This is a genomic window from Salinivibrio costicola subsp. alcaliphilus, from assembly GCF_001996185.1.
Lineage (GTDB): Bacteria > Pseudomonadota > Gammaproteobacteria > Enterobacterales > Vibrionaceae > Salinivibrio > Salinivibrio costicola.
In genome coordinates this window covers 1-25,598 of record NZ_MUFR01000007.1, presented here as the reverse complement: position 1 = coordinate 25,598, position 25,598 = coordinate 1, and the positions used below count along the sequence as shown (strand labels likewise).

Genomic DNA, 25,598 nt, shown 5'->3' with positions numbered 1-25,598 from the left:
CATCGCATAGGGGCGACGACCGCTCCTGTTGTCTTTCTCTGACGCCTTAATGTAGTAGGCCATGCGAGATAGATTACCCATTATAAAAACCAGCAGCTGGGGCCTAGCCCTGTTGCTGGTTTTGCCGATCTTAGCGATCTTTTACACCGCGGTTGGTGATACAGGTGATATTTTTCCTCACCTGTTCCAGACCGTGCTCCCTACCTATACCCTAAATACCAGTCTGTTAGTGGTTGGTGTGGTCGTGATTGCGATGATACTGGGTGTCCCGACAGCGTGGATGCTGGCGATGTATCAGGTACCTGGCAGCCGACAATTGCAATGGGCGATGGTCCTACCGCTGGCGATGCCCGGGTATATTATCGGTTATATCTATACGGACTGGTTTGATTATGCTGGGCCATTGCAGCGCGCTTTACGGTATGCCTTTGAATGGCAAAGCGTGACCGATTATTGGTTCCCCGATATGCGCACGCTAACGGGGGCTTGCTTTGTCTTAGCGCTGGTGCTGTACCCTTATATTTACTTATTAACACGCGCTGCTTTTATGGAGCAAAGTGTGACCTTGACCCATTCTGCCCGCCTGTTGGGTTGCTCGCCACTTCAGAGTTTTCGCCGAATTTCTTTGCCGCTAGCCCGGCCCGCCATTGCCGTTGGCGCGTCGCTGGTGGCGATGGAGGCGTTGGGCGACTTTGGTACAGTCAATTATTTTGCCGTTAGCACACTGACCACGGCGGTCTATGATACTTGGTTGAGTTATTCAAGCTTAACGGCAGCAGCTAAAATATCCTCGATAATGCTGATGGCGATTTTTCTTTTAATCAGTGCTGAGCGTTATGGACGACGTAAACAAGCTCAATTTAGTCCAAGCTCAAGCAGTGACGCAATCGAGAAAACGCCTTTGCGAGGCTGGCGTAAAGTAGGCGTAGTAGTCTGGTGCTGGAGCCTATTATCATTGGCTTTTATCTTACCGCTTTTACAGTTGGTGATGTACGCATGGCACTACTATGAAAAAAATGCCATCAGTGATTTCGCCGCGTTTAGCTATAACAGCTTTTATACCTCGACGTTGGCGGCTGTTATTGCGGTGGCTATTGCGTGGACAGTGAATGTCTATCGTCGCTTACGTGGTGATGGTATTAGTGTTGCACCAATGCGTCTGGCATCTATGGGCTATGCGGTACCCGGCACCGTGCTCGCTATCGGGGTAATGCTGGTGCTTACGCGCGGTGATCATGTCATTAATGATGTTGCCACCGCCTACGGATGGGGCCGGCCAGGGCTGGTACTGTCAGGGACCATGGTCGCCTTGCTGGCAGCATTTGTAGTGCGCTTTAGTGCCGTTGCCATTGGTAGTATCGAATCAAGCATGGCCAAAATCCCCCCTTCGCTCGATATGGCGGCGCGAACCATGGGCTGCACCACCACGGGGGTCATTCGCCGCGTGCACCTGCCTTTAATTCGTCGTGGTACGCTTATTGCGATGCTGCTGGTGTTTATTGAGTCGATGAAAGAGCTTAATGCGGCTATTTTACTGCGCCCATTTAACTTTGAAACACTGGCCACCTATGTGTACAACTTTACCTCTGATGAACACTTAGAGTACGCCGCATTACCGGCAATTTTACTGGTAGTGGTTGGATTAATTCCGCTTATCTTGATTAACCGGTCATTGGAGCAGAAATATCAATGAAGTGCGCCTTGTCGATTAAAAACCTGACCTGCAGCTATAATGGCACGCCTGTCTTAAAAGATTTATCGCTGCAAGTGGCACCTGGAGAGATTGTTTGCCTACTCGGCGCCAGTGGCTGCGGAAAAACCACCTTGTTAAAAGCAATGGCAGGTTTAATGCCGCTATCGGCAGGGACGCTATCGATTGGCTGTAAAGTCATGGATAATGAGCATCACTCTGTGCCACCTGAGCAGCGTAATATCGGTATGATCTTTCAAGATTATGCGCTTTTTCCGCACCTAACCGTTGCAGAGAATATCGGGTTTGGACTTTCACAGTTGGCCACTCAAGCGCGAGCGAGCAAAGTGGCTGACATGCTTAAATTGGTCCATTTAACTGACCTTGGGGATCGTTATCCGCATCAATTATCCGGTGGTCAACAGCAACGGGTAGCGATTGCCCGTGCGCTTGCCTATGAACCCGATCTATTATTACTGGACGAGCCTTTTTCTAACATTGACACCCAGGTACGCCACGACTTGATTGAAGAGATCCGGCGTATTTTTAAATCACAGGGTGTGACAGCGATTTTGGTGACTCACAGTCGCGAAGAAGCCTTTGCCTTTGCCGATAAATTGGCCGTAATGAATCAAGGCCTTATAGAACAGTTCGGTGATACCACAGAGGTCTATTATCAGCCTGCAAGCCGCTTTGTGGCAGATTTTCTTGGTCAAGGGTCTTATGTTCCTGTAACCGTGTCTGAGCAAGAGCAAATGCAGACGCCACTTGGCCCTTGGCCGCGTCCTGTACATTGTCATCCCGGCCCGCATTGGTGGTTACTCCGGCCACAATTTTTAAGTATTCGGGCAGACGATCAGGGCGAGGGACAGGTCTTGTCACAGCAGTTTATGGGAGATAGCAGCCGCTACACCATTGATATTCATGGGCAGAAGTTGTCGGTTCACGCTCGAGAGCCGCTGTCGGTCGGAGAAAAAGTGCGTTTAAATATTCGTTCTCATGAGCCCGTCTTGTTCAATGATGGGCCGAGCTTTATCGATCCCTAACGCGCATGGATGACGCATTAAAAAGCCAACGTGACGTTGGCTTTCTATCGTGCCATGACGTTTAGCCATGCTGGCATAATACATCAATGTAATGCTGGGCCATGGCATTAAGCGCCGCTTTATCGGGTTGTTGGTGGGCTTGTAAAAATAGCACATAGCAGACCCCTGCTAGCATGCTGGCGAGCTCTCTGGATTGATGACGATCTGTCATTTCGCCTTTTTCGATGCCACGTTTAAATACGTTCTCGAACTGATCAACCGCATCTCGACTGCCTTTGACAAAACGTGGCCAAATATCCTCGCGAATCGACGTACTCCACTCAAACCAGACTTTCATCCACGCTTTATCGGCGAGTGCGGTATCAATTATCTGTGATGTGATACAGTTTAATGCGCCGCGCATCGATTGATCTTGCTCGGTACACTCATTAATCAACGCAATAAAGTGCTTTTCGGTTTGTGCAAGGATTTCTTCCACAAGATCTTCGCGCGTAGGAAAGTAGTTAAAGACGGTCGCGACGGAAACGTCCGCCATGTCTGCGATATCCGCGTGCCCAGCGCGGCCAATACCGCGTTTCGCAAAGACATCTAAACCACAAGTTAATAACTGCTCTTTACGTCTTTCCGGCGACAGTCGCGTCCTTGTTCTTTCATTTGATTGAGCCATCCTAAAACCTGCCAACTTATTTTTGGTTTGTACAAATTAATTATTGTTTGTGCTAACAATTTTCTTATTAGCGATATTGAGTTTATACCAGCTATTTATCGTCTGACAACGGGCGTAAAGCTGATCTAGGCCGTAAAACGGTAATTTTGTCTGCAAAAAAAGTCATTCATTATTAAAAAGACAGGCATGGATTATTTTTTCTTATCAATCAGCGTGATAGTTAACTAGTGTGCGGATGCAAATGGCTGACAACCGGCGTGACTGGGATCCGCAATCGATTTAGTGCTAGACTATGCCACCTTTGTTAGTGACCCTCGCGATCGTGGGGACAAACCATCGGGGCAGATATGAAACACACCGTTGAAGTGATGATTTCAGAACAGGACGTACAGGCGCGAGTAAAAGCCCTGGGCGCCGAGATCAATGAGCATTATAAAGACTCAAACGACCTTGTTTTGGTCGGGTTGCTGCGCGGCTCGTTCGTCTTTATGGCTGATTTATGTCGCGCGATTGACTTGCCACATTCGGTCGACTTTATGACCGCATCAAGCTATGGCAATAGCATGGAAAGCACGCGTGACGTGCGCATTCTTAAAGATTTGGATGACGACATCAAAGGAAAAGACATTCTTTTGGTTGAAGATATCATTGATACTGGCAACACGCTCAGTAAAGTCTGCGAAATCTTATCGCTGCGTGAGCCAAACTCGGTACGTATTTGTACCCTGCTCGATAAACCCGAGCGCCGCGAAGTGAATGTGACAGTCGATTGGCTTGGCTTTACCATCCCGGATGAATTTGTTGTCGGGGTTGGGATTGATTACGCTCAGAAATATCGCCATTTGCCGTATATCGGTAAAGTGATTCCATTGGATTAATCTCCGCAGCGACGCGTAACGCCTGTCATCACAGAGTGGCCGGTGGTTATTACGATAAATGAAAAAACCGAGCGCTTGCTCGGTTTTTTTGTAGGCACTTTTTGTAGCGACTTTTGTAGGAAACATAGCGGGTTCGGTGGGTTAGCACGTCCCCTCATGCTCTGGCGCACGCTGATAATGCGAAGCCGATAGCCCCAGTATTTCTTGTAGGCAAGATGCGACGGCGACCGATGACCAAGTTCCAGTGAGCACCCCCACAAACAGCGTTAGGGCAAAGCCATACAGCGCATCGCCACCCAGTATCAACAAGCATCCGATGGTAAACAGCGTCGTCCCGGCAGTGATCAAGGTACGCGAGAAGGTCTCGCAGACCGCAATATTGGTGCTGATATAAACACATTGGTTCGGTTTGGCTCTTAGGACATCGCGCAGCCGGTCGCCGATCACAATCGAGTCATTGAGCGAGTAACCGATTACAGCTAGCAACCCGGCAATCACATTGAGATCCATGGGCACGGCGAGAATGGCGAGTAGCCCCAAGGTGAGGGTGACATCGTGTACAAGCGCGCCTATGGCTGCTAGGGCGAGTCGCCACTCAAAGCGAATCGCCAAATAAAGCACGATCGCCAACGAGGCAACTAGCAGGGCTAAGCCACCTTGCTCAAACAGGACCTGACCGACCTGAGGGCCGACCACGTCCGCTTGAATCAAACTCACTGGCATCGATAACGCAGTACTGATTTGTACCATCACCCGTTGAGGATCTTGCCATTGGGAGGTGTGGGGCAACACTAACTGCCACTGTCCCTGCGTGGTACTTGCCTTGAGCGTGGCCAGATCGCCAAACTGACTGTGCAGGGCTGGGATCAGCGTATCACTGCCAGCCAAGCTTGGTAGCGCGAAGTCAATCACGATACCGCCGGTAAAGTCGATGCCTAGGTTCAGGCCATAATAAGTAATCGCCCAGATGCTCATGGTCATTAGCAGCGCGGAGAGAGCGAAGCTGGTATAGCGGACTTGGGTTAAGTTCATGGTATTCATTCCTTAAATGGTCACCGCGCGGCGGCGATCACGCCCCCAAATCGGATTGATGATGGCTCGGGTGCCAACAATGCCGGTTATCATGCTGGCGCACAGCCCCAGAATCAGAGTGGTAGCAAACCCTTGTAAGGGGCCAGAGCCGACGGCGTACAAACAGGCCGCAGAAATCAAGGTGGTGATATTGGCGTCAAAAATTGTGCTAAACGCCGCGCGATAACCGGTATCAATGGCATTGGCTAGGCTTGCGCCCGCTCGCAAGCGATCGCGAATACGCTCAAAGATAAGCACATTGGTATCGACCGCCATGCCTACCGTGAGTACAAGGCCCGCGATGCCTGGCAACGTCAGCACAGCACCGGGCAGTAGCGCGAGAAGGCCGACTTGCATCATGAGGTTGGCAGTAAGCGACACAATCGCCACCCAGCCAAAACGGCGATACCAAAGCACCATAAAGATAGCCATGCCGATCATGCCGACAGCCAGTGCGGAAAAGCCTGCTTTAATATTCTCAGCACCTAAGGTGGGACCAATGGCGCGCTCTTCGACGATTTTAATGGGGGCGGTTAATGCGCCGGCACGCAATAGCATCGAGAGGTTACGCGCTTCTTCTGGGCTCGATAGCCCCGTGATCCGAAAGCGATCACTGAGCGCACTTTGGATGGTCGCTACGTTGATCACGCGCTCGTGAGCCACCAGATCGCCCTGCGCATTAGCTTGGTACTCGCGATAAACGGTCGCCATTGGATCGCCCAAGTGCCGACGAGTAAACGCAAGCATGGTCTCGCCACCTTGTTTATCCAGGCGAATGTCGACTTGAGGACGCCGCATCTCATCGACACTGGTGCGCGCATCAATAATATGTTCACCGCCTAAAATGGCATGGCGTGCGAGCGGGACGGCATTGTGCTGCGCATCGTAGAGTGGTTTGGGGCTGGTAGGATCGAGGGCATAGAATGCGAGTGAGGCGGTGGCACCAATCACGCTTTTGGCTTGCTTAGGATCATGCACGCCAGGTAGTTCGATACGAATATAGTCTTTGCCTTGACGCTGCACACTGGCTTCGGCCACGCCTAACGCGTCGATACGCTTGCGCAGAATATCGATATTCTGACGTACGGCTTGATGACGCATGGCCTCACGCTCGGTATCTGTCATTTGCCAGCGATGGGTGGCACTGGTAAAGCGCCATTGAGGATAATGCTCAGTAAACCAACCGCTCACTTTGGTACGATCAGCGGCATTTAACATTGGCAATTGCACCGTGGTTTTATCCTGCTGGTTGAGGCTCGCGGTCGGCGGCAAGCGCTGACTGTCTAACCAAAGATTGAGGCTTTGGAGCAAGGCGTCTGCTTGATGGGTCAGTGCTTGGTCGGTGTCGACCCACAGTAATAATTGGACGCCACCGCGCAGATCTAGCCCTAGCTTAACCGGCTCGGCGCCGAGGCGTGATAGCCACGCGGGCGCTGCGGATAAATAATCGAGAGTGATCTCCGCATCGGCACCTAGGGCGCCTTTTAATTGCTGTTGTACGTTCTGTTGCTGGCTAATATCGGGCGTGATTAAGGTGACATTCCCTTGCGAGTCATAACGTACCTCACTGACGGCCTCTGGATGGGCGTTTAGCCAGCCTTGCAGCGCGTGGTGAGAGTGATGAGACACGCTCACTACAGGATGATCGCCAAAAAAGCTCGGTAATGCCTGCATGGTGAGTACGATTAGCATCAGCACCAATACAGCATAGTGCCACAACGCATACCGATTAACGGGAGTTGCTTTATTCATTTTTTATCCTTGGCTGTGCATCGTGCACAGCAAACCTCACATCGAGTGTGAACTCGATGTCGCTACTGGGGGATTAAGGCGCACAGGCCTTCAGGAAAGCGAACGATTAACGCGAATGAATAAAGCGATATTGCAGATTGTGTTCTCGCCAGCCTCCGAGGCGGGGGAACGAAAATGCAAGATATTGGCGGGAGAGATACACCCCAAGCACGCACAAAAAGGCGATGAGGTGCCAAGCAAGGCTAACGTGCGTGGGAGGAAAAAGGGTGGCTAAATGTGGCGGTTGGGGATCGTCATCCAATAAAGGGGCTGGCAGTGCAACGCTGGCTCTTGCGGTCGACAGTAGGGCCGGTGTGTGTTGTAGCGTATGAATTTGCTGATTTGGCTGCCACGGTGAAACATGAGATTTCGCCACGGCATTAGCGATCACCGCAAACAGCATCAGGCTCGCCATCAGCCACAAGAGTAGCGGAGAGCGATGCGTAGCGTGGGATGAAGGTGTGATCGGAGTCATGGTCGTGTTGTACGACGATTCATCACCGCGCACAAGCATTATAGCGTCAGCATTGTGTTAATTTTCATAGAGAGGATGTGTGGCCGCGCCGGGGACCAAATGGCTCATCGCCGCTTGATAGTGTATCTCTAACGATTCACGGCTGTTCGCTGTCATACCGAGATCGCGTAAGATCCCGTCAGTAGTGTCGTAAAACCAGCCATGGATATTGACATCTTGGCCTCGTTCCCAGGCGGCGCGTAAAATGGTGGAGTTGCCTAAATGATAAACCTGCTCAGCGACATTGATTTCACATAAACGATTACCACGCGCTTGGGGCGGCAATTGGCTCAGATAGCTTTTATGCTTAAGGTAAAGGTCGCGAATATGTAATAGCCAATTATTGATAAGACCCAGCTCGGGATTTTCAATCGCGGCATGCACCCCGCCACATCCGTAATGACCACAGACAATAATATGCTTGATTTGCAGCACATCAACGGCATATTGCACGACCGACAAGCAGTTTAAATCCGTGTGGATCACTTGGTTGGCGACATTGCGATGCACAAACAGCTCGCCAGAGTCTAATCCTGTTAGTCGCTCAGCAGGCACACGGCTATCGGCACAACCAATCCACAAATATTCCGGATGCTGCTCTTTCGCTAGGTCGGCAAAAAACTGGGGATCCGTATCACGAATGTCTTTTGACCAGGCTTTATTGTTGGCAAATAACGCTTTTATCTGGGCCATGCTCACTCAGTCTGTTGGCAAAGTTATCAATCGTCACTATACCGCACTCTTGAGGGGTGAAATATACTGAGATCAATATTCACATTTTTTTACATCGGTCGCGTCCAGCGGATCACGCTGTGACGCTTTCAACCACTGCTCGGATAGGTTAATACGAGAAAATTCGTATACTGTTCGCTCTATCATAATCTTAACGGCAGTCGAGGTAGTGCGTGTTTGATAAAGGACGATTTGCGCAGTTGTCATTAAAGGGGGATTTATTCGGCGGGGTGACCACCGCGATTATCTCATTACCACTGGCGCTCGCCTTTGGTGTTGCCTCCGGTGCTGGCGCTGAGGCCGGGTTATGGGGAGCGATTTTGGTGGGGCTGTTCGCGTCGCTATTTGGTGGCTCTTCGACGCTGATATCAGAGCCCACGGGGCCGATGACAGTCATTATGACCGCGGTACTCACCGCCATGATGTCGCGTTATCCCGAAGGTGGCCTTGCCATGGGCTTTACTGTGGTGATGATGGCGGGCGCGTTTCAAGTGCTGATTGGCAGTTTGCGGCTGGGCAAATACGTAACCTTGATGCCGTATAGCGTGGTGTCCGGTTTTATGTCGGGGATTGGCGTGATCTTGATTTTGCTCCAACTCGCGCCATTATTAGGGCAAGCGGCACCGTCCGGCGGCGTCTTAGGCACCCTGACAGCGATACCGGATTTAGTGATCAATGCCGATATTAAAGAAGTTTTTCTTGGTGCGCTCACCTTGGGTATTTTGTTTTACTTTCCGGCCAAATATCGTCGTTTTATCCCGGCTCAACTTGTCGCCTTAGTCAGTATTACCTTGGTGTCGGTACTGCTTTTTGATGCCGAGAGCATCCGCCGTATTGGTGAGATCCCGACCGGTTTACCCTCGCTGGTAGTGCCTCATATCACCGCCGAGCATTTTACCACCATGGTCATTGATGCTTTGGTGCTGGGGACGTTAGGATGCATAGACACCTTACTGACCGCAGTGATTGCCGACTCGCTGACTCGCCAAGAACATAATTCCGACCGTGAATTGCGCGGCCAGGGCGTCGCCAATATGATTGCAGGCCTGTTTGGCGCACTGCCGGGGGCCGGTGCTACCATGGGCACTGTGGTCAATGTGCAAGTCGGGGCGCGTTCACCGTTATCGGGGATATTCCGTGCCGCTATTTTAGCCGCAGTCGTGTTAGTGGCGGGGGCATTAACGGCGCCGATCCCAATGGCTGTGCTAGCCGGTATTGCGCTTTATGTCGGTTTTAATATTCTCGATTGGAGCTTTCTACATCGCGCGCACAAAATCAGCTTGCAGCAAACCGGTATCATGTACGGTGTGATGGCGTTGACTGTATTTGTTGATCTGATTGTCGCGGTGGGCCTGGGTGTCTTTATTGCTAACTTACTGGTGATCGAGCGATTAAGTCGCGAGCAGGCAAAACAGGTACGGGCCATCAGTGATGCGGAAGACGATGAAGTGCCGTTAAATGATGAAGAGCGTGCGCTTTTAGATGCCAGTAATGGCCACGTACTCTTTTTCTACTTGTCTGGCCCGATGATTTTCAGTGTCTCAAAGGCCATTGCCCGTCAGCACGCTCATATCAGTGAGTTTCGGGTGATGATCCTCGACTTAAGTGATGTGCCTATGCTGGACATGACGGTAGGGCTGGCATTGGAAAACGCAATCAAAGATGCGCGTGAAGCGAATTGCACGGTATTTTTACTTTGCCCGCATGATGAAACGCGAGAGCAACTTCAGCGCCTGCATATTGGCGATTGGGTGCGTGACGCGCACATCTTCGCTTCGCGTAAGCCTGCACTCGAAGCGGCCAATCGATTAGTCGAAGTCATGCCTGCGTAAGCGTATTGACTGCCAAAGCGTATTTATTCTCAACGCGCATTTATTTCCAAAAGGCAAAGTCGCGATAGCATGGATCGTGGTTAATCGCCGCCCTCGGTGCGATTAACCCTTTTTTTGTGGCGGTGTTTCTCAGACCAATACCGGTTACCATAGCAACATTGATGCGTCAGACAGCATGATGCTGATTTTATCTTAACGGGAGCTTATGAAAGCAATTGAAATCAAGGATCTCGTCAAAACGTACGGGTCCAATGTGAAGGCATTGAAAGGCGTATCGCTCTCGGTCGAGGAGGGCGATTTTTATGCGCTACTCGGGCCAAATGGCGCGGGGAAATCCACGACTATTGGCATACTGAGTTCGCTGGTCAATAAAACCCAAGGGCAGGTCAGTATTTTTGGCTATGACTTAGACACCCAAAAGGTGGAGGCGAAAAAGCAAATTGGTCTGGTGCCACAAGAGTTCAACTTTAATCAGTTTGAGAAAGTGCAGCAGATTGTGGTGAACCAAGCTGGCTACTATGGGGTGCCGCGAGCGCAAGCCAAAGAGCGTGCGAAGAAATATCTCTCACAACTGGATTTGTGGGACAAGCGCCATGAGCCCGCGCGTAATTTATCGGGTGGAATGAAACGGCGGTTGATGATAGCCCGTGCCTTGATGCACGAGCCGCGTTTGCTGATCCTGGACGAGCCAACCGCAGGCGTCGATATTGAGCTGCGCCGTTCTATGTGGGACTTTTTAAGCCAGATTAATCGTCAAGGGATCACTATTATTCTCACCACCCATTATCTGGAAGAAGCCGAAACCCTGTGCCGTAATATTGGCATTATCAATCGGGGGCAGCTGGTCGAAGATACCTCGATGAAGGCGCTGTTATCGAAGTTAGATGCTGAGACCTTTATTCTCGACCTCCAACCTGGGCATCAGCTCAATGCGCTTGAGGGCGTGAACTGGCAGACCACTGACACCAATACCTTGGAGGTGGAGGTCAGCAAGTCAATGGGATTAACCCCGGTCTTTGAGCAGTTGTCACAACAGGGAGTGCAAGTATTATCCATGCGTAATAAGGCCAACCGTTTAGAAGAGTTGTTTGTCACCTTAATTCAGAAAAATGGGGAGGAGCACGCATGAATGCCTTGTATTGGATTGCATTTCGTACCCTCATTTATAAAGAAGTGGCGCGTTTTACTCGGATCTGGGTGCAAACCTTGGTCCCGCCCGCGATTACCATGAGCTTGTACTTTGTCATTTTCGGTAATTTGATTGGGTCGCGTATCGGCCAGATGGAAGGTTTCAGTTACATGGAGTATATCGTTCCTGGCTTAATCATGATGTCAGTGATCACTAACTCCTACTCCAATGTGGCGTCTTCTTTTTTTAGTGCCAAGTTTCAGCATAATATCGAGGAGCTGTTAGTCGCGCCTATCCCTAACTATGTGATTATTGCCGGTTATATTGGCGGAGGCATGTGCCGTGGCTTAGCGGTGGGGGCTTTAGTGACGATGACGTCCTTGTTCTTCGTGGATTTGCAAATCGCGCATCCATTTATCGTGGTCACCACGGTGACGCTGACCTCTGCCGTGTTTGCGTTAGGAGGCCTGATTAACGCCATTTTTGCCAAAACGTTTGACGATATCAGCCTGATCCCGACCTTTATACTGACCCCGCTAACGTATCTCGGTGGCGTGTTTTATTCGCTGTCGCTGTTGCCTGAGTTTTGGCAAGGGGTGTCTAAGCTGAACCCTATCGTGTATATGGTTAACGCGTTTCGCTATGGCTTTTTAGGGGTATCCGATGTGGGGATCATGACATCATTTGGGGTGCTGTTACTGTTTATTATCGGCTTATACGCGCTGGCTTGGCGCTTGATTTCTAAAGGCACCGGCTTGCGTAGCTAAATACCACACCGCCCCAGTCAGTATGGCTGGGGCGTTTTTTTGCTCGCTGTTTGGTATACAAACGCGTATCGAGTGGACAAGGTGTCAATTAAATAAACCTTTAAGCCAACCGACGGGATCCGGCTGGCGACATCGCTTGGCAAACTGGCCATTTATGTCCCATACGGGGAGCGACGTCTCACCGCGACAATTTAGCGCGTATTGGCTACCTTGTTGGCTGACCGCCACGGTGGTGATGTCGGCAGGCCAAGGGAGTGCCAAGGGTGTCGCGCCTCGACGGTTTAAATAATCATCATAAACACGTAAAGCACCAGAGGCCCCGGTGAGCCCTGTCGATTGATTATCATCGCGGCCCAACCACACCGTGGTGACTTCTTTGTCGTCGATACCGACGAACCAGCTATCACGGTTATCATCTGTTGTCCCCGTTTTGCCTGCGAGTGCTGCATGGCGATGACGTTGCTGTAAGAAACGCCCAGTTCCCTGTTTCACCACTTGCTTCATCGCATACAAGGTCAGCCAACCGGCTTGCTCAGGCACAACACGTTCCGCTTTGGGCCAGTTTTGATACAAACCTTGACCTTCTTTGGTAGTAACGGCCCTCAGAGCCGTTAATGGGGCCCTTTGCCCTGCATTGCCCAGTGTTTGGTAGACTTGAGTGACCTCAAATGGGCTCATGCTAAATGCCCCCAGAAGCAGAGAGGGAACGCGTGGAATGGTGTCAGTTTTTGCCCCCAATTGACCAAAGGTGTTAACCACATTTTCTAACCCCAGTTGCATGCCGAGGTTGACCGTTGGCACGTTATAGGATTTTGCCAAGGCGGTCAGTAACGACACGGTGCCGCGGTATTGGCGATCATAGTTGCGAGGTTGCCAACTGCTCCCTTGACTGCCTTCTAAACGAATGGGCTTATCGTCAATATTACTGGTGAGCTGAAAGCGTTCAGGCTGATTTAATGCAGTCAAATAAACCGCAGGTTTGGCGAGTGAACCGATAGCGCGTTTCGCATTTAAGGCACGGTTAAAGCCTGCAAAGCCCGGGCGAGCGCCACCCACCATGGCACGGACCTCGCCACTTCGTCTGTCTGCGATCACGGCGGCGGCTTCTAGTTGATTTCCTGCGCGATGTTTAAGCGCCTTCACCTTTTCGGTCACCGCCCGCTCAATCGCTTGCTGTGACACAGGATCAAGGGTGGTGAAAATACGTAACCCAGCGCCAGCGGCATATTTATCACCGACTTTATGACGGATTTCTTCTTTGAGTTGATCAAAGTAAGCCGGTTGAGGACGCGATAGGGTAGGCGTTTTTTGAATATCAAGCGGACGGCTGGCTGCCGCTTGGTAATCGGCGCTTGACAGTCGATTTTGCTCTAGCATCAGTCGTAGCACCAGATCGCGACGACTTTTCGCGCGTTCAGGGTGGCGGAACGGGTTGTAGTAGGAAGGCCCTTTTACCATCCCCACGAGCAGCGCCAGTTGGTCTACCCGTAACTCGCTAATCGGACGTCCAAAATAGAGTCGCGCGCCTAACGGAAAACCATGTACGGGTTCGCCGCGATTTTGTCCCAGATAGACTTCGTTAAAGTAGGCTTCTAACAGTTTATCCTTGCTGTAGCGAAAATCGAGGATCAATGCCATGTAGGCTTCTTGCGCTTTTCGCCACAAGGTGCGATCGCGGGTGAGAAAGAGGTTTTTAGCCAGCTGTTGCGTTAAGGTAGAGCCGCCTTGTACGGTACGACCGGCGCGAATATTAGCCACGAATGCGCGTAAGATCCCCGAGGGTGAAACGCCTTCATGGTGATAAAAATCTCGATCTTCTGTGGTGAGTAACGCCTCGACTAAAAACTCTGGGAAACGCTCTCGGGGTAAAAATAGGCGTTGCTCATTGATGCCAGACTCCATCATGCCCAGTAATTTCGGCTCGATGCGTAAAAGCCCTAGCGATTGGTTGGCGCTAACGTCAGTAATCTGGTTGACTTGATTATCGCCAAAGCTCAGCATCGCATGTCGTGCGGGCGCCGGGCCATCTTCAAAATCAAACGGACGACGAATGATTTCAAGCCGTGTTTGTGAGGCCGAATACTCACCAGGGCGCTTCGGCGTGCGTACTTTTTGGTAATTCAGCGCATCCAATTGCTGACGTAGTTGAAGGAGTGATACATCGCTACCTGGTGAGAGGTTAATCACCCGGCCATACACCACGCCCGGAAGCTGCCAAATTTGGCCGCTACTAAAACGGTCTTGTATCTTACCATCCAGATAAATACCGAGCATGACAACGGCGGCGATTCCCACCAGGCTGCACTTCAATCCGAGGCTTAACAAGCGTTTGTTCCAGCTCGGTTTGGCGGCGGCTTTGTTCGGCTGACGCTTCGGTGATGAACGTTTTTTATTGCTCGCGTGTGAACGTGTTTTTTTATCGGCCATACAATCGATTAACTCTGGTTAAAACGGCGTTTGGTTTGACGCGTTGGCGCATGGTTAGCCGGATCATCCGGCCAAAGGTGCTTAGGGTAGCGCCCTTTCATTTCCTTTTGCACCTCTTTATAACTCCCTTGCCAAAAGCCGGCGAGATCTTGGGTAATTTGTAATGGACGTCCGGCGGGTGAGAGCAGCTCAACTTGCACGGCAACGTGGCCGTTGGCGAGCATTGGAGTTTGTGCCTGTCCATACATTTCTTGCATTTTCACGGCCAGTACCGGTGCACTGTCCGGGGTATAACGCAGTGGATAACGCGACCCGGTTGGCACTGTTATATGTGTGGGCAGTGCCGCATTTAATTGCTTGGTCACCGCAAAGCCGAACCAGGCTTCCAACACGGGTTTGAGATCCAATTGCTGGAGCGCTTGCCAGCGTGACATGTCATGAATAAAAGGGGCCAGCCAGGTATCGAGCGAAGCGAGTAAGTCTGTATCGCTGAGTGACGGCAGCGCAATATCCAATCCCCATGCTTGGGCGCAGCGTGCACGCGTTAGCAAGGACTGGCTGGGGCTCTGCCAATTCAATGCATCAATGCCTTTTTGGCGAACGGCATCCAATAGCCCTTGTGTTTGCTGCTCGGCACTCAGCGTGTCGAGCGGTTCGCAAGCGAGGACTAATTCGCCCAAACATTGCTGATTTTCTGCTTTCAGCGTGCCACGTTTATCATCCCATGCGACCACATCGCGATGGCTAAATAAATCGGGACGCGCATCTTGAAGCGCAGTCAGTGAGAGAGCAATCGCACTATAGGCCCGACTGTCCCCCTGATCACCGGCCATTACATCACAGATGACGATGGCGTCGGCGCGGCTGAGTGGGTCTTGGCTGTCCAAGATGACGCCGTGGCCATTGGCCATCATAAAGCGGCCCGATTTTCCGCGTGCCAGTGCGACTCTATCTGGCCAAATGTTAGCGGCCAGTAGCGGCAGTAGGGTATCATCGAACTGAGGTTGCAAGGCAATGCCAACACTACGGGCTAGTGACTGTGCGCGGTGCTGATAGTCTTTGTAGGACATCGCTACGCGCAATTGGTCGATAAGTGCCAGTGAGGCCCCCGAGGTCATGGGTTTTTCGGCCCACGCCGCCAGCCAGCACGCGGTGGATAGCGTCGAGGTATCGGCTTTTTCAACGCGTGCCAACATGGCGGCAGTACGAGGGCTGGCTGCCAAGTGGCTTGCGTGTTGCCCCAAGGTGGTTAATCCGTGGCGTGCATCAATCAGCCCTAATTGTGTCAGTCTTAGACAGGCGGCTTGCCAATGTTTGGTGGGCGGTACGTCAAGCCAATGTAAATCTTTGACGTCGCAGCCCCACTGGATCACATTGAGGGCAAGATCGGTTAAATCTTCACGCAAAATAGGTGCAGTCGGTGCAACTGGTAAGCGCTGAAATTGCTCTTCACTATAAAGCCGTAAGCAGTGTCCATGTGCGAGGCGACCTGCGCGGCCCGCTCGTTGGATCGCAGCACTGCGCGTGACTTGTCTTGTCACCAGCTTATCAAGGCCCGTTTGCGCTTGATGCATGATCATGCGCTCAAGCCCCGCATCAATCACCAGCTGGATCCCTTCAATGGTTAAGCTGGTCTCAGCAATGTTGGTGGTGAGTACTAACTTGCGCATGCCAGCCGGTGCGGGATAAATAGCCGCTTGCTGGGCTGAAATATCAAGGCTGCCGTGGAGTAAGTGGAGATCCATGTCATTAGCAAGGCGCCCTTTAATGGCCTCATGAACCTGTCGAATTGCGCTCATACCGGGAAGAAAAAGCAGTGCCGAGCCGCTGTGCTGAGCCATAAAATCCAAGCTCGCACTGGCAACAGCACTTGCCCACGGTGTGTGCCGTGAAAGCGGGTGATACTGATAATGAATCGGGAAACTGCGCCCCTCAGTGGCGAGTGTGAGTGCGTTGGGCAAATACTGACATAAGGCTTGATTATCTAAGGTGGCGGACATGACGACCAAGCGCAGATCGTCACGTAATCCTGCTTGGCAATCTAAGCTTAATGCGAGGGCAAGATCAGCATGTAAACTGCGTTCGTGAAACTCGTCGAATAAAATCAGGTTCACACCGTCGAGCATGGGGTCAGTTTGCAGTAAGCGGGTCATCACCCCCTCGGTCACGACTTCTAATCGTGTGTTAGCACTGACTTTTGTCTCGCCACGCATTCTTAACCCGACCGTTTGGCCGATAGGCTCATTCAAATGATGGGCGAGGAAGCGGGCAATATTGCGCGCCGCAAGCCGACGCGGCTCCAGCAACACGATTTTTCCCTCTCGCGTTGTCTGCTCAAGCAGCGCGAGTGGCAAGCGTGTTGACTTCCCGGCCCCCGGTGGCGCGGAGACGATGATCTGTGGATGCGTTGATAGCCCGGCGATAAGGTCAGGAATCACGGTATCAATCGGAAGCTGAGACAAGAATTTGCCCTTTGTGTCAGAATCAAAGCCGCTATTTTAACGGACTGAGTGTAAAAGGAGAGCCCATGCGACTATTTTTCGCATTAGGTTTGGACGAGAAAACCAATCAAGCCGCTCGGGAGCAACTTGTTCGCTACAACCATCATCTTTGTGGTGAGGCGCGCGCGGTGCCCGATCAGAACTTACATCTCACCTTGGCGTTTTTGGGTGAGGTCCCTGATACTAAGCTCCCTGCGCTCCAAACCGCGGCAAGTAACCTGGCTCTGCCTGCGTTTTCTCTCACTACCTCAGGTGTTGAAGTATGGGAGCAGCCGAAAATTGCGTGTGTGACGTTCAACCAACCCCCGCCGGAATTGTTTGATCTAGCCCATCACTTACAAACCTTACCTGTTTGGCACGCTAAAGCGGACAGTCATGCGTTTACTCCGCATATTACCTTGCGTCGTGGCGTTAAGCATCAACAAGCCTTACACCTGCCACCTTTGCCAACACAGACATTTGCCTGTCAACGCTTTGGCTTATATGCTTCGTCTTCCTCCGCGTCGGATGAATCGATACCGCGAGACAATGAGGGGCGGGCGTTATACCAATGCCTGCATCAATTCAGCCTTTGTTAATCATCAGCAGGAACGGCAGATGCAGTTTTCCCCACCACTAGCGTCGGCAACCTTAGTACGTCGTTATAAACGGTTTTTGACCGATGTGACCTTAGACAATGGCGAGCGCCTGACTATCCATTGTGCCAATACTGGCGCAATGACCGGGTGTGCAACGCCCGGAGATACTGTGTGGTACTCGACGTCAAATAATCCGAAGCGTAAGTATCCACACAGTTGGGAGCTCAATCATACTCAGCAGGGAGATTGGATTTGCGTGAACACCACGCGTGCCAATACCTTGGCCGTTGAAGCGGTGCAAGCTGACCGTATCCCTGAACTAGCCGGTTATGCACAATTACAGACAGAAGTACGCTATGGCAGCGAAAATAGCCGTATTGATTTGCTGTTACGTGACGATGACAAACCCGACTGCTATATAGAAGTGAAGAGTGTCACTTTATTAGAGGGTGATGGTTGGGGCGCATTCCCTGATGCTGTATCGACGCGAGGACAAAAACACCTCCGTGAGCTGATTGCGATGGTCGAACAAGGACACCGCGCGGTTTTATTGTTTGTTGTTTTGCACTCGGGGATTGAAAAAGTCACAGGAGCCCCCCATATCGACCCGGATTATAACCAGCTGCTCAATTATGCGCTGGCCTCGGGGGTTGAAGTCATTTGCTATCAAGCTCAGGTGTCAGCGAGTGAGCTAAATCTGGTTAATTCCGTACCTTTTGTTGCTCACACAACAAAAGTGTAAGCATGTTCACATTGGGCGTTGCGGGGCGTAAATCAAAGATTGCCACCCTAAAGGCTTTCTGCTATAGATAGCGCCCTCATTTGACAGACACGTGTCATGTCAAGTTTTTTTAGGAGAAGCTGAATGCCAGAAAGCAAAGAAAAGAAATCGCTGGGCATCCTGGCCTTAGCTGGATTAGAGCCATACCAGGAGAAACCTGGAGAGGAATATATGGGCGAGCCACAGCTCGAGCATTTCCGTAAAATCCTCAATGCATGGCGTAATCAGCTCAGGGAAGAAGTCGACCGCACCATGAATCATATGAAAGATGAGGCGGCAAATTTCCCCGATCCTGTCGATCGTGCAGCGCAGGAAGAGGAATTTAACCTAGAGTTACGTAACCGAGATCGTGAGCGTAAGCTGATCAAGAAAATTGATAAGACACTCCAGCGTATCGAAGACGATGATTTTGGCTTTTGCGACTCATGTGGCATCGAGATTGGCGTTCGTCGCTTAGAAGCGCGTCCAACCGCCGAGCTATGTATTGATTGTAAAACACTCGCTGAGCTGAAAGAAAAGCAAATGGCGGGATAATCATCACTGAGGGAGTCGCGCGCAAAAATATCGCGGGCGGCTATCATCCCACAAAATAGTAATCACCCCATAAAATAAAAGGGAGCTTCGGCTCCCTTTTTGTGTTTGTAGACGCTTGTGTTCATGCAAGATCCCCGTACAATTTGCGCTATTCATTATCCGCCCATGGCGCTGAGACCCGAGTTCATTCGTTTATCATGACATCGCACGCTGCTTATATCGGTCGTTTTGCGCCGTCGCCATCAGGACCTTTACACTTTGGCTCATTGGTGGCTGCGCTGGGCTCTTATTTAGATGCTCGTGCCCATCATGGCCGATGGCTGGTACGGATTGAAGATATCGATCCGCCACGAGAAAAGCCGGGCGCGGCCAGTGAGATTCTGCGCACGCTTGAGGCGTACGGCCTATATTGGGATGGTGCGGTTCGTTATCAAAGCCAGCATCTAGGTGACTATCAGGCGCAAATTGATGCTTGGCTCGCGTCAGGGCGCGCGTATTATTGCACGTGTACACGGCGTCAAATTAAACAGGCAGGTGGCGTCTATCCAGGTTGGTGCCGAGATAAAAACAAAGCGGCTGAACACGCTGCGGTGAGGCTAAAAAGTCCGGTTGAAGTGTTAGCGTTTAACGATCGACTGCATGGTTCGTTGCCTCTTGATCAGCAATTGGCTAACGAAGACTTTATTATTAAGCGCCGGGATGGGCTCTATGCGTATAATCTTGCCGTCGTGTTAGACGATATTGACCAAGGGGTCACAGACATTGTCCGAGGAGCGGATTTAATTGTTCCAACGGGACGCCATATTGGATTATATCGTCTGTTAGGCGCGCGACTGCCGCACTACCTGCACCTCCCGTTGGCATTAAATGCGGAGGGGCAAAAACTATCGAAACAAAATCGTGCGCCAGCTATTGATAATCAAGCCCCGCTGCCTGCGTTACGTGCAGCGATGCGGTTTCTTGGTTTACACGCAGTCGCAGAGGAAAAGGTGGCAACGCCTACTGAATTACTAAATCTTGCGGTCAATACGTGGTCGTTGACGCACTTACCCAAACAAACGGAAGTGACGACAGCATTCTAAAATGGCCCACCCTGATATATTATATGCCGCTGTTTCATGGCCCGAACAATCAAATATGAGGTGAGCTATCTTTAATCGAGTGACCAGCTTTTGCCGTAAGGTTCTGAATCGTGATGGTAAAACACGAGCAATTGAGGATCTTAAGTTGGAAGTTATCCCCCGCAAAGCACACGGCATTTCGCGCAAAGGTATCAGCGAAAATGCGCTGAAAGTGCTCTATCGCCTGCATAAAGCGGGCTATGAAGCGTACCTCGTTGGCGGAGGGGTGCGCGATCTGCTATTGGATCGCGAACCTAAAGACTTTGATATCGCCACCAATGCCACACCGGATGAGGTGCGAAAGTTATTCCGTAATTGTCGTCTGATTGGCCGCCGTTTTCGCCTTGCCCATATTTTGTTTGGACGAGATGTGATTGAAGTGGCAACTTTTCGAGGTCATCACGGCAAAAGCGAGCCAGACAAAAAAGACAAGCAAACAGCACGTTCTGAAGACGGTATGCTGCTGCGCGATAATGTCTACGGCACCATTGATGAAGATGCGCAGCGCCGCGACTTCACCATTAATGGACTGTATTACAACATTGCTGACTTCTCTATTCGTGATTATGCCGGTGGACTGGACGATCTAAACAATCGCATTGTTCGCCTGATCGGGGACCCAGAAACGCGCTATCGAGAAGATCCGGTACGTATGCTTCGAGCCGTGCGTTTTGCGGTGAAGCTGGACATGACCATTAATGATGCAACCGCGGCACCGATGGTTGAGTTGGCGCCCTTATTACAAGACATTCCCGCGGCACGTATGTTTGAAGAAAGCTTAAAGCTGCTGCAAGCGGGGCAGGGGCTTGCAACCTACCAAATGCTGCGTGAGTACAACTTATTTCAGCAGCTTTTCCCTGCGGTCGCGGCCCATTTTACTGAAGCGCAAACTAGTCAAACTGAACAAATGCTTGAGCAGGTGTTACGTTCAACGGATAAACGCGTTGCTAACGATCAGCGCATCAATCCCGCTTTCTTATTTGCGGCGATGCTTTGGTATCCCTTGGTGACACGTGCTGAAGAAATGGCGTTTGAAAGTGGTTTAAGTTACTACGATGCTTTTATGGTAGCGGCGAGTGATATTGTTGACGAACAAGTAAAAACCGTTGCCATCCCTCGCCGTTTTACCGCGATGGTGCGAGAAGTCTGGCAATTACAAATGCGCATGACCCGTCGTACGGGAGCGCGCGCATTCAAAACGTTGGAAGAGAAAAAATTCCGCGCGGCGTTTGATTTGCTAGAAATGCGCGGTGCGGTAGAAGGTGATGACACGGAAGCATTGTGTGCGTGGTGGCGAGACTTTCAACGCGCCGATCAGGGTGGGCGTCAAAAAATGGTGCGTGCGATCAATAAGGTTAGCAACACGCGCTCTCCTAAATCACGCCGTCGTAAAGGGCCGCCGCGTCGGCGCAAACCGCAGTCGAACTCAGACGCATGAACCGAGTGTATATAGCGATTGGCAGCAACCTAGGTGAGCCGATAAAAAAAGCACAACAGGCGATTGCGGCACTAAAAACACTGCCGCAAAGTTCTTGGGTGGCCGTGTCTTCTCTTTATACCAGTCGGCCAATGGGGCCAGCGGATCAGCCTGATTATGTCAATGCAGTGGCTGCGCTGGACACCTACCTTGACCCTCTGACACTATTGGATGCCACGCAAGCGATTGAGCTTGATTATGGCAGGGAACGCAAAGCAGAACGTTGGGGCCCAAGAACCTTAGATCTCGACATTTTGCTTTATGGTGACCGTGTTATCGAGCATCCACGACTGACGGTGCCACATTACGGCATGAAAGTACGTGAGTTCGTGCTTTATCCACTTGCCGACATCGCCCCCGACTTGTGCTTGCCGGATGGCAGTACGCTCGCCGCGTGCCTGACGCGCGTGGATCGTAACGGTTTAACCCGTATCTGCGATCACGCTTAATCGGTGGGCCCCAGTTTCAGGCTTTGGGAGACACAATGAAAAAAATCACAATTACTGATCTGATCACATGGAAGCAACAAGGACAAAAGTTTGCATCCCTTACCGCCTATGATGCGAGCTTTGCTCAGCTGTTCGAGCAACAGGATGTCCCTGTTTTGCTGGTGGGCGACTCCTTAGGTATGGTGCTACAAGGGAAAAGCGATACCTTATCCGTATCCGTTGCCGATTTGGCCTATCATACGCGTTGCGTGCGTGCAGGCAGCCCGAATAGCTTGTTAATGGCCGATATGCCATTTATGAGCTGTACAACCCCCGAGCAGGCGTGTACGAATGCCGCTGAATTGATGAAAGCGGGCGCCAACATGGTCAAAATTGAGGGCGGTGCCTGGTTAGCACCAACCGTAAAAATGTTGACTGAACGTGCGGTGCCGGTTTGCGCGCACCTGGGCCTGACACCGCAATCGGTGAATATCTTCGGCGGCTTTCGCGTGCAAGGGCGTGACGATGAAAAAGCCGAACAGATGGTGGCCGACGCCGTTGCACTAGAGCAGGCAGGTGCACAAATCATCCTACTTGAGTGCGTGCCAGCGTCACTCGCCAAGCGGATTACCGACACCGTCTCGGTACCTGTCATCGGTATTGGAGCCGGCAGTGACACCGATGGTCAGATTTTGGTCATGCACGATATGCTTGGCGTATCGGCTAACTATATGCCCAAATTCTCGAAAAACTATTTGGCAGAAACAGGTGATGCCCGCGAAGCGGTGGCCAAGTACGTGCAAGAAGTGGCGAGCGGCGAATTTCCCGGTCCCGCCCACACGTTTAAATAGAGAGACCGAGTATGCAGATAATTTCTGAGGTTGCGCCACTGCGCGATCACGTCGGCCAGTGGCAAAAAGCGGCCAAGCGTATTGCGTTTGTGCCCACCATGGGAAACTTACATCAAGGCCACTTAACCTTAGTCCGTAAAGCCCGAGAGCAGGGAGATGTGGTGGTGGTTAGTATATTTGTTAATCCCATGCAATTTGATCGCGCTGACGATCTGGCTAACTACCCGCGCACCTTGGATGATGACTTAACCAAGTTGCGTGAAGAAGGTGTCGATCTTGTCTTTACGCCAAGCGTTGATACCCTCTATCCTCACGGCCTTGAGGCACATACAGCGGTTGAGGTACCAAAACTCTCATCCATGCTAGAGGGCGCGTCTCGTCCGGGCCATTTTCGTGGTGTCGCGACCGTGGTGACTAAGTTATTCAACCTCGTGCAGCCTAATGTAGCGTGTTTTGGGGAAAAAGATTTCCAGCAGCTTGCTGTCATCCGCAAAATGGTTACAGATATGGCGATGCCGATTGATATTATTGGTGTGCCAACCGTGCGTGAAAGCGATGGTTTAGCCATGAGCTCTCGCAATAACAATTTAACCGTGGATGAGCGCCAGCGTGCCCCTGTGCTCGCAAAAACGATGCGTTGGATGAGTGCGCAAATGCGTAATGGACGGCGTGATCTGGATGATCTGATTGAGGATGCGCACGATCAGCTGCGTGCTGCGGGTCTTCAGCCCGACGAGTTCTACATCCGCGATGCTGACTCGCTAGGGACGATCACTGATAATAGCCGCCAAGCGGTTATTTTGGTGGCGGCTTACCTCGGTACCACACGCTTGATTGATAACTTCATGGTCGATTTACAGCGTGCGACGGAAAAAGCGGACAAGACAGAGACCGCGAACCACTAACTGTCTGCATCCATAAAGTACGAAATACGTGTCCTTGGTTTTAAGTACGCTTTCACCTCCTCAGGGAGTTTAGAGATAGGCACGGCCGTGTCTATCTCTAGTTCACTATCACGCATGTCAATAATGGTCGCTTGATCCGACGGAATGTCGGGATCATAAATCATCACATTTGGTTTGAGCAGTGCGGTGCTGTTAACCGAAATAATAATACCGACTTCCTCATTAGAGAGTTTAACCACTGTACCGGGCGGGTAGACGCCCATCATCTTGACGAATAACGCTAGCAGACGCGGATTAAACTTTGCTTTATTCTCTTTAAACAAGTGAGACAAAGCCGCAAAGGGCATACGAGCGGGCGCACCAAACTGTGGGCGGCATAAGCGATCGAAAAAGTTAACCATGCCAACAATCTGCGCAGGCTCCTCAATCTCATCACCATTCAGACCTTTTGGAAACCCACTACCATCGGCAAATTCATGATGTTGAGCAATGATAGCCTCGACTTCGGGCGTGCATTCGTCCATGTCTGCTACTAATTCCGCGCCATAGTTCACGTGCTGACGGTAGTAGTTCATTTCAGGGTCGGTTAAACGCTCTTTTTTACGGACAATCGCAGAGGGGACTTTTTTGGTCCCAATGTCATGCAATATCGCGCCTGTCATGAGGGAGCGAATCTGATCGTTGTTATAGCCATGACTGCGTGCCACCATTAAAGCTAAGACGGCAACGTTTAGCGAGTGCGCATACATATCTTCCGCCAATGTCGGATCATCCATCAGATGCAAGGTGACATTCGATTCACTGCCAAATAGCATCATGCTATCAACCAGCATACGAACATCCTCGTTGGCTGCCTGAGGGCGGTTTGAGGCTTTCATATTGATAGCACGTAGTTGTGCCATTGAACGCTGATAGTGTTTCTGTACTTTTTGGATCCGAGCATGAAAGCGACGCTGTTCTTCTATGCGCTGTTGTTTTTCTCGCTCCATTGCCTCTTTGTCTCGGCTGACCGCGTTTGGGTCAATTTCATCTGGATTTTCTTTTTTTTCTGCCAGCGCAGGCAAGGGCACGGCGGTACTTTTATCTGGATAGTAATAAACAAAGCTCGTGGGTAGAGAGCGTATCAGCTTAGCTTGGGCGTCACTCTCGATTTGAAAGCGGTTGAGCATAAAAGGGTGCTCACGCCATTTTAAGGGGAGTTTGATATAAAGACCGGCTTGAAGTCTGTCTGTAGACAGTTTGATGCTAGCTGACATGTGGATACGGCACTCGTTCCATGAGATGAGAAATCATGAGAAGAAAGAATTAGCACATAGATTAGCATAAAAAAAGCCCCACTCGAGAGAGTAGGGCTATTTCTAATATGGTGCCCGGAGGCGGAATCGAACCACCGACACGGGGATTTTCAATCCCCTGCTCTACCGACTGAGCTATCCGGGCGTTTTACATGTTATAACATGTAAACTTCAAAAAAGCGCTAGCCTTCGGACTAGCGCTTTCTTTAAAAGTGGCTCCCCCAACTGGACTCGAACCAGTGACATACGGATTAACAGTCCGCCGTTCTACCAACTGAACTATGGGGGAATAATGGTGCCTCGAGGCGGAATCGAACCACCGACACGGGGATTTTCAATCCCCTGCTCTACCAACTGAGCTATCGAGGCAATGGTGCCGGCTGCCGGAGTCGAACTGGCGACCTACTGATTACAAGTCAGTTGCTCTACCAACTGAGCTAAGCCGGCACACAAATCGCGAAATACTGTGTGTCACACCATTATTTCATTATATGGTGCCCGGAGGCGGAATCGAACCACCGACACGGGGATTTTCAATCCCCTGCTCTACCGACTGAGCTATCCGGGCTAACGGGGCGTTATT

Annotated in this window: 22 protein-coding genes and 5 tRNA genes; 14 read left to right on the top strand and 13 right to left on the bottom strand. The window is 51.1% G+C overall.

The genetic code is table 11. The features are described from left to right. Positions 1-61: 61 nt before the first annotated feature. Together BZJ21_RS03695 and BZJ21_RS03690 are read left to right on the top strand one after the other, a co-directional pair. Positions 62-1,693 carry an ABC transporter permease gene (locus BZJ21_RS03695; protein WP_077669149.1) on the top strand — a complete coding sequence of 544 codons (1,632 nt, stop codon included), beginning with the start codon at positions 62-64 and terminating at the stop codon, positions 1,691-1,693. Further along, entirely contained in the window at positions 1,690-2,736 is a 1,047-nt protein-coding gene (locus BZJ21_RS03690; protein WP_077669148.1) for an ABC transporter ATP-binding protein, read from the top strand. Before BZJ21_RS03695 ends, BZJ21_RS03690 begins: the two co-directional genes overlap by 4 nt. Positions 2,737-2,797: 61 nt before the next feature. On the opposite strand, the gene BZJ21_RS03685 is transcribed toward BZJ21_RS03690, so the two are convergent. After that, a complete protein-coding gene (locus BZJ21_RS03685) occupies positions 2,798-3,403 on the bottom strand; it encodes a TetR/AcrR family transcriptional regulator (RefSeq protein ID WP_077669147.1) in 606 nt (201 codons plus the stop codon). A gap of 347 nt (positions 3,404-3,750) precedes the next feature. On the opposite strand from BZJ21_RS03685, the gene hpt reads away from it, so the two are divergent. Continuing rightward, positions 3,751-4,281, top strand: coding sequence for a hypoxanthine phosphoribosyltransferase (gene hpt / locus BZJ21_RS03680; protein WP_021024183.1), 531 nt, complete (start codon positions 3,751-3,753; stop codon positions 4,279-4,281). A 141-nt stretch (positions 4,282-4,422) separates the two neighbouring features. Here hpt and secF read toward each other — a convergent pair whose 3' ends face one another. From secF to can, 4 genes are all read right to left on the bottom strand, one after another. Beyond that, positions 4,423-5,313 (bottom strand): protein translocase subunit SecF, encoded by an 891-nt coding sequence (secF, locus tag BZJ21_RS03675; RefSeq protein ID WP_158075497.1) that lies wholly within the window; start codon positions 5,311-5,313, stop codon positions 4,423-4,425. 12 nt (positions 5,314-5,325) lie between these two features. Then, on the bottom strand, positions 5,326-7,104 hold the full coding sequence (secD, locus tag BZJ21_RS03670; RefSeq protein WP_077669145.1) for a protein translocase subunit SecD: 1,779 nt from the start codon (positions 7,102-7,104) through the stop codon (positions 5,326-5,328). A gap of 106 nt (positions 7,105-7,210) precedes the next feature. Continuing rightward, entirely contained in the window at positions 7,211-7,618 is a 408-nt protein-coding gene (locus BZJ21_RS03665) for a hypothetical protein (RefSeq protein WP_131826061.1), read from the bottom strand. Between the two features lie 57 nt (positions 7,619-7,675). After that, positions 7,676-8,350: a carbonate dehydratase gene (gene can, locus BZJ21_RS03660; RefSeq protein WP_077459835.1), complete on the bottom strand. Its 675-nt coding sequence runs from the start codon at positions 8,348-8,350 to the stop codon at positions 7,676-7,678. Positions 8,351-8,562: 212 nt separating this feature from the next. On the opposite strand from can, the gene BZJ21_RS03655 reads away from it, so the two are divergent. From BZJ21_RS03655 to BZJ21_RS03645, 3 genes are all read left to right on the top strand, one after another. Further along, positions 8,563-10,221, top strand: a complete 1,659-nt coding sequence (locus BZJ21_RS03655; RefSeq protein WP_077669144.1) for a SulP family inorganic anion transporter — start codon at positions 8,563-8,565, stop codon at positions 10,219-10,221. Positions 10,222-10,426: 205 nt separating this feature from the next. Then, entirely contained in the window at positions 10,427-11,350 is a 924-nt protein-coding gene (locus tag BZJ21_RS03650; protein WP_021024189.1) for an ABC transporter ATP-binding protein, read from the top strand. Then, a complete protein-coding gene (locus tag BZJ21_RS03645) occupies positions 11,347-12,117 on the top strand; it encodes an ABC transporter permease (protein WP_077459834.1) in 771 nt (256 codons plus the stop codon). Before BZJ21_RS03650 ends, BZJ21_RS03645 begins: the two co-directional genes overlap by 4 nt. An 84-nt stretch (positions 12,118-12,201) precedes the next feature. Here the strand turns inward: BZJ21_RS03645 and mrcB are convergent, their stop codons facing one another. Next, positions 12,202-14,544 (bottom strand): penicillin-binding protein 1B, encoded by a 2,343-nt coding sequence (gene mrcB, locus BZJ21_RS03640; RefSeq protein ID WP_077669143.1) that lies wholly within the window; start codon positions 14,542-14,544, stop codon positions 12,202-12,204. A gap of 8 nt (positions 14,545-14,552) precedes the next feature. Further along, positions 14,553-17,006 (bottom strand): ATP-dependent helicase HrpB, encoded by a 2,454-nt coding sequence (gene hrpB, locus BZJ21_RS03635; RefSeq protein ID WP_077669142.1) that lies wholly within the window; start codon positions 17,004-17,006, stop codon positions 14,553-14,555. A 65-nt stretch (positions 17,007-17,071) separates the two neighbouring features. On the opposite strand from hrpB, the gene thpR reads away from it, so the two are divergent. The 8 genes from thpR to panC all read left to right on the top strand — a co-directional run bounded on the left by thpR (position 17,072) and on the right by panC (position 23,720). Continuing rightward, entirely contained in the window at positions 17,072-17,623 is a 552-nt protein-coding gene (gene thpR / locus BZJ21_RS03630; protein ID WP_077669141.1) for an RNA 2',3'-cyclic phosphodiesterase, read from the top strand. A gap of 19 nt (positions 17,624-17,642) precedes the next feature. Then, the gene (gene sfsA / locus BZJ21_RS03625; RefSeq protein ID WP_077576186.1) at positions 17,643-18,365 is read left to right on the top strand and encodes a DNA/RNA nuclease SfsA; all 723 of its coding nucleotides are present in this window, start codon (positions 17,643-17,645) and stop codon (positions 18,363-18,365) included. 123 nt (positions 18,366-18,488) lie between these two features. Further along, a complete protein-coding gene (gene dksA / locus BZJ21_RS03620) occupies positions 18,489-18,938 on the top strand; it encodes an RNA polymerase-binding protein DksA (protein ID WP_021024195.1) in 450 nt (149 codons plus the stop codon). A 197-nt stretch (positions 18,939-19,135) separates the two neighbouring features. Continuing rightward, complete coding sequence (gene gluQRS, locus BZJ21_RS03615; RefSeq protein WP_021024196.1) at positions 19,136-20,020, top strand: tRNA glutamyl-Q(34) synthetase GluQRS; 885 nt, start codon at positions 19,136-19,138, stop codon at positions 20,018-20,020. 79 nt (positions 20,021-20,099) lie between these two features. Further along, a complete protein-coding gene (pcnB, locus tag BZJ21_RS03610) occupies positions 20,100-21,497 on the top strand; it encodes a polynucleotide adenylyltransferase PcnB (RefSeq protein WP_077576185.1) in 1,398 nt (465 codons plus the stop codon). Continuing rightward, the gene (gene folK / locus BZJ21_RS03605) at positions 21,494-21,985 is read left to right on the top strand and encodes a 2-amino-4-hydroxy-6-hydroxymethyldihydropteridine diphosphokinase (RefSeq protein WP_077459828.1); all 492 of its coding nucleotides are present in this window, start codon (positions 21,494-21,496) and stop codon (positions 21,983-21,985) included. Before pcnB ends, folK begins: the two co-directional genes overlap by 4 nt. A gap of 35 nt (positions 21,986-22,020) precedes the next feature. Next, complete coding sequence (gene panB, locus BZJ21_RS03600; RefSeq protein ID WP_021024199.1) at positions 22,021-22,815, top strand: 3-methyl-2-oxobutanoate hydroxymethyltransferase; 795 nt, start codon at positions 22,021-22,023, stop codon at positions 22,813-22,815. An 11-nt stretch (positions 22,816-22,826) separates the two neighbouring features. Then, entirely contained in the window at positions 22,827-23,720 is an 894-nt protein-coding gene (gene panC / locus BZJ21_RS03595; protein ID WP_077660093.1) for a pantoate--beta-alanine ligase, read from the top strand. On the opposite strand, the gene BZJ21_RS03590 is transcribed toward panC, so the two are convergent. The 6 genes from BZJ21_RS03590 to BZJ21_RS03565 form a co-directional block, all read right to left on the bottom strand. Further along, positions 23,717-24,976, bottom strand: coding sequence for an HD-GYP domain-containing protein (locus BZJ21_RS03590; protein WP_077669140.1), 1,260 nt, complete (start codon positions 24,974-24,976; stop codon positions 23,717-23,719). The two genes, panC and BZJ21_RS03590, sit on opposite strands and share 4 nt — an antisense overlap. 108 nt (positions 24,977-25,084) lie before the next feature. After that, positions 25,085-25,160, bottom strand: a tRNA-Phe gene (locus BZJ21_RS03585). Between the two features lie 68 nt (positions 25,161-25,228). Further along, positions 25,229-25,304 (bottom strand) — tRNA-Asn (locus BZJ21_RS03580). 4 nt (positions 25,305-25,308) lie between these two features. Further along, positions 25,309-25,384: transfer RNA gene (locus BZJ21_RS03575), tRNA-Phe, on the bottom strand. 2 nt (positions 25,385-25,386) lie between these two features. Beyond that, a tRNA-Thr gene (locus BZJ21_RS03570) sits at positions 25,387-25,462 on the bottom strand. A 45-nt stretch (positions 25,463-25,507) separates the two neighbouring features. Then, positions 25,508-25,583: transfer RNA gene (locus BZJ21_RS03565), tRNA-Phe, on the bottom strand. Positions 25,584-25,598: the final 15 nt, after the last annotated feature.

Excerpts from the sequence above, each read along its gene's own strand:
- secF (WP_158075497.1), bottom strand. The coding sequence starts at position 5,313 with ATGAACTTAACCCAAGTCCGCTATACCAGCTTCGCTCTCTCCGCGCTG.
- dksA (WP_021024195.1), top strand. The coding sequence starts at position 18,489 with ATGCCAGAAAGCAAAGAAAAGAAATCGCTGGGCATCCTGGCCTTAGCT.
- BZJ21_RS03590 (WP_077669140.1), bottom strand. The coding sequence starts at position 24,976 with ATGTCAGCTAGCATCAAACTGTCTACAGACAGACTTCAAGCCGGTCTT.
- BZJ21_RS03665 (WP_131826061.1), bottom strand. The coding sequence starts at position 7,618 with ATGACTCCGATCACACCTTCATCCCACGCTACGCATCGCTCTCCGCTA.
- BZJ21_RS03650 (WP_021024189.1), top strand. The coding sequence starts at position 10,427 with ATGAAAGCAATTGAAATCAAGGATCTCGTCAAAACGTACGGGTCCAAT.
- folK (WP_077459828.1), top strand. The coding sequence starts at position 21,494 with ATGAACCGAGTGTATATAGCGATTGGCAGCAACCTAGGTGAGCCGATA.
- mrcB (WP_077669143.1), bottom strand. The coding sequence starts at position 14,544 with ATGGCCGATAAAAAAACACGTTCACACGCGAGCAATAAAAAACGTTCA.
- hpt (WP_021024183.1), top strand. The coding sequence starts at position 3,751 with ATGAAACACACCGTTGAAGTGATGATTTCAGAACAGGACGTACAGGCG.
- BZJ21_RS03690 (WP_077669148.1), top strand. The coding sequence starts at position 1,690 with ATGAAGTGCGCCTTGTCGATTAAAAACCTGACCTGCAGCTATAATGGC.
- BZJ21_RS03695 (WP_077669149.1), top strand. The coding sequence starts at position 62 with ATGCGAGATAGATTACCCATTATAAAAACCAGCAGCTGGGGCCTAGCC.
- gluQRS (WP_021024196.1), top strand. The coding sequence starts at position 19,136 with ATGACATCGCACGCTGCTTATATCGGTCGTTTTGCGCCGTCGCCATCA.
- can (WP_077459835.1), bottom strand. The coding sequence starts at position 8,350 with ATGGCCCAGATAAAAGCGTTATTTGCCAACAATAAAGCCTGGTCAAAA.
- panC (WP_077660093.1), top strand. The coding sequence starts at position 22,827 with ATGCAGATAATTTCTGAGGTTGCGCCACTGCGCGATCACGTCGGCCAG.
- panB (WP_021024199.1), top strand. The coding sequence starts at position 22,021 with ATGAAAAAAATCACAATTACTGATCTGATCACATGGAAGCAACAAGGA.
- thpR (WP_077669141.1), top strand. The coding sequence starts at position 17,072 with ATGCGACTATTTTTCGCATTAGGTTTGGACGAGAAAACCAATCAAGCC.
- BZJ21_RS03685 (WP_077669147.1), bottom strand. The coding sequence starts at position 3,403 with ATGGCTCAATCAAATGAAAGAACAAGGACGCGACTGTCGCCGGAAAGA.
- BZJ21_RS03645 (WP_077459834.1), top strand. The coding sequence starts at position 11,347 with ATGAATGCCTTGTATTGGATTGCATTTCGTACCCTCATTTATAAAGAA.
- secD (WP_077669145.1), bottom strand. The coding sequence starts at position 7,104 with ATGAATAAAGCAACTCCCGTTAATCGGTATGCGTTGTGGCACTATGCT.
- sfsA (WP_077576186.1), top strand. The coding sequence starts at position 17,643 with ATGCAGTTTTCCCCACCACTAGCGTCGGCAACCTTAGTACGTCGTTAT.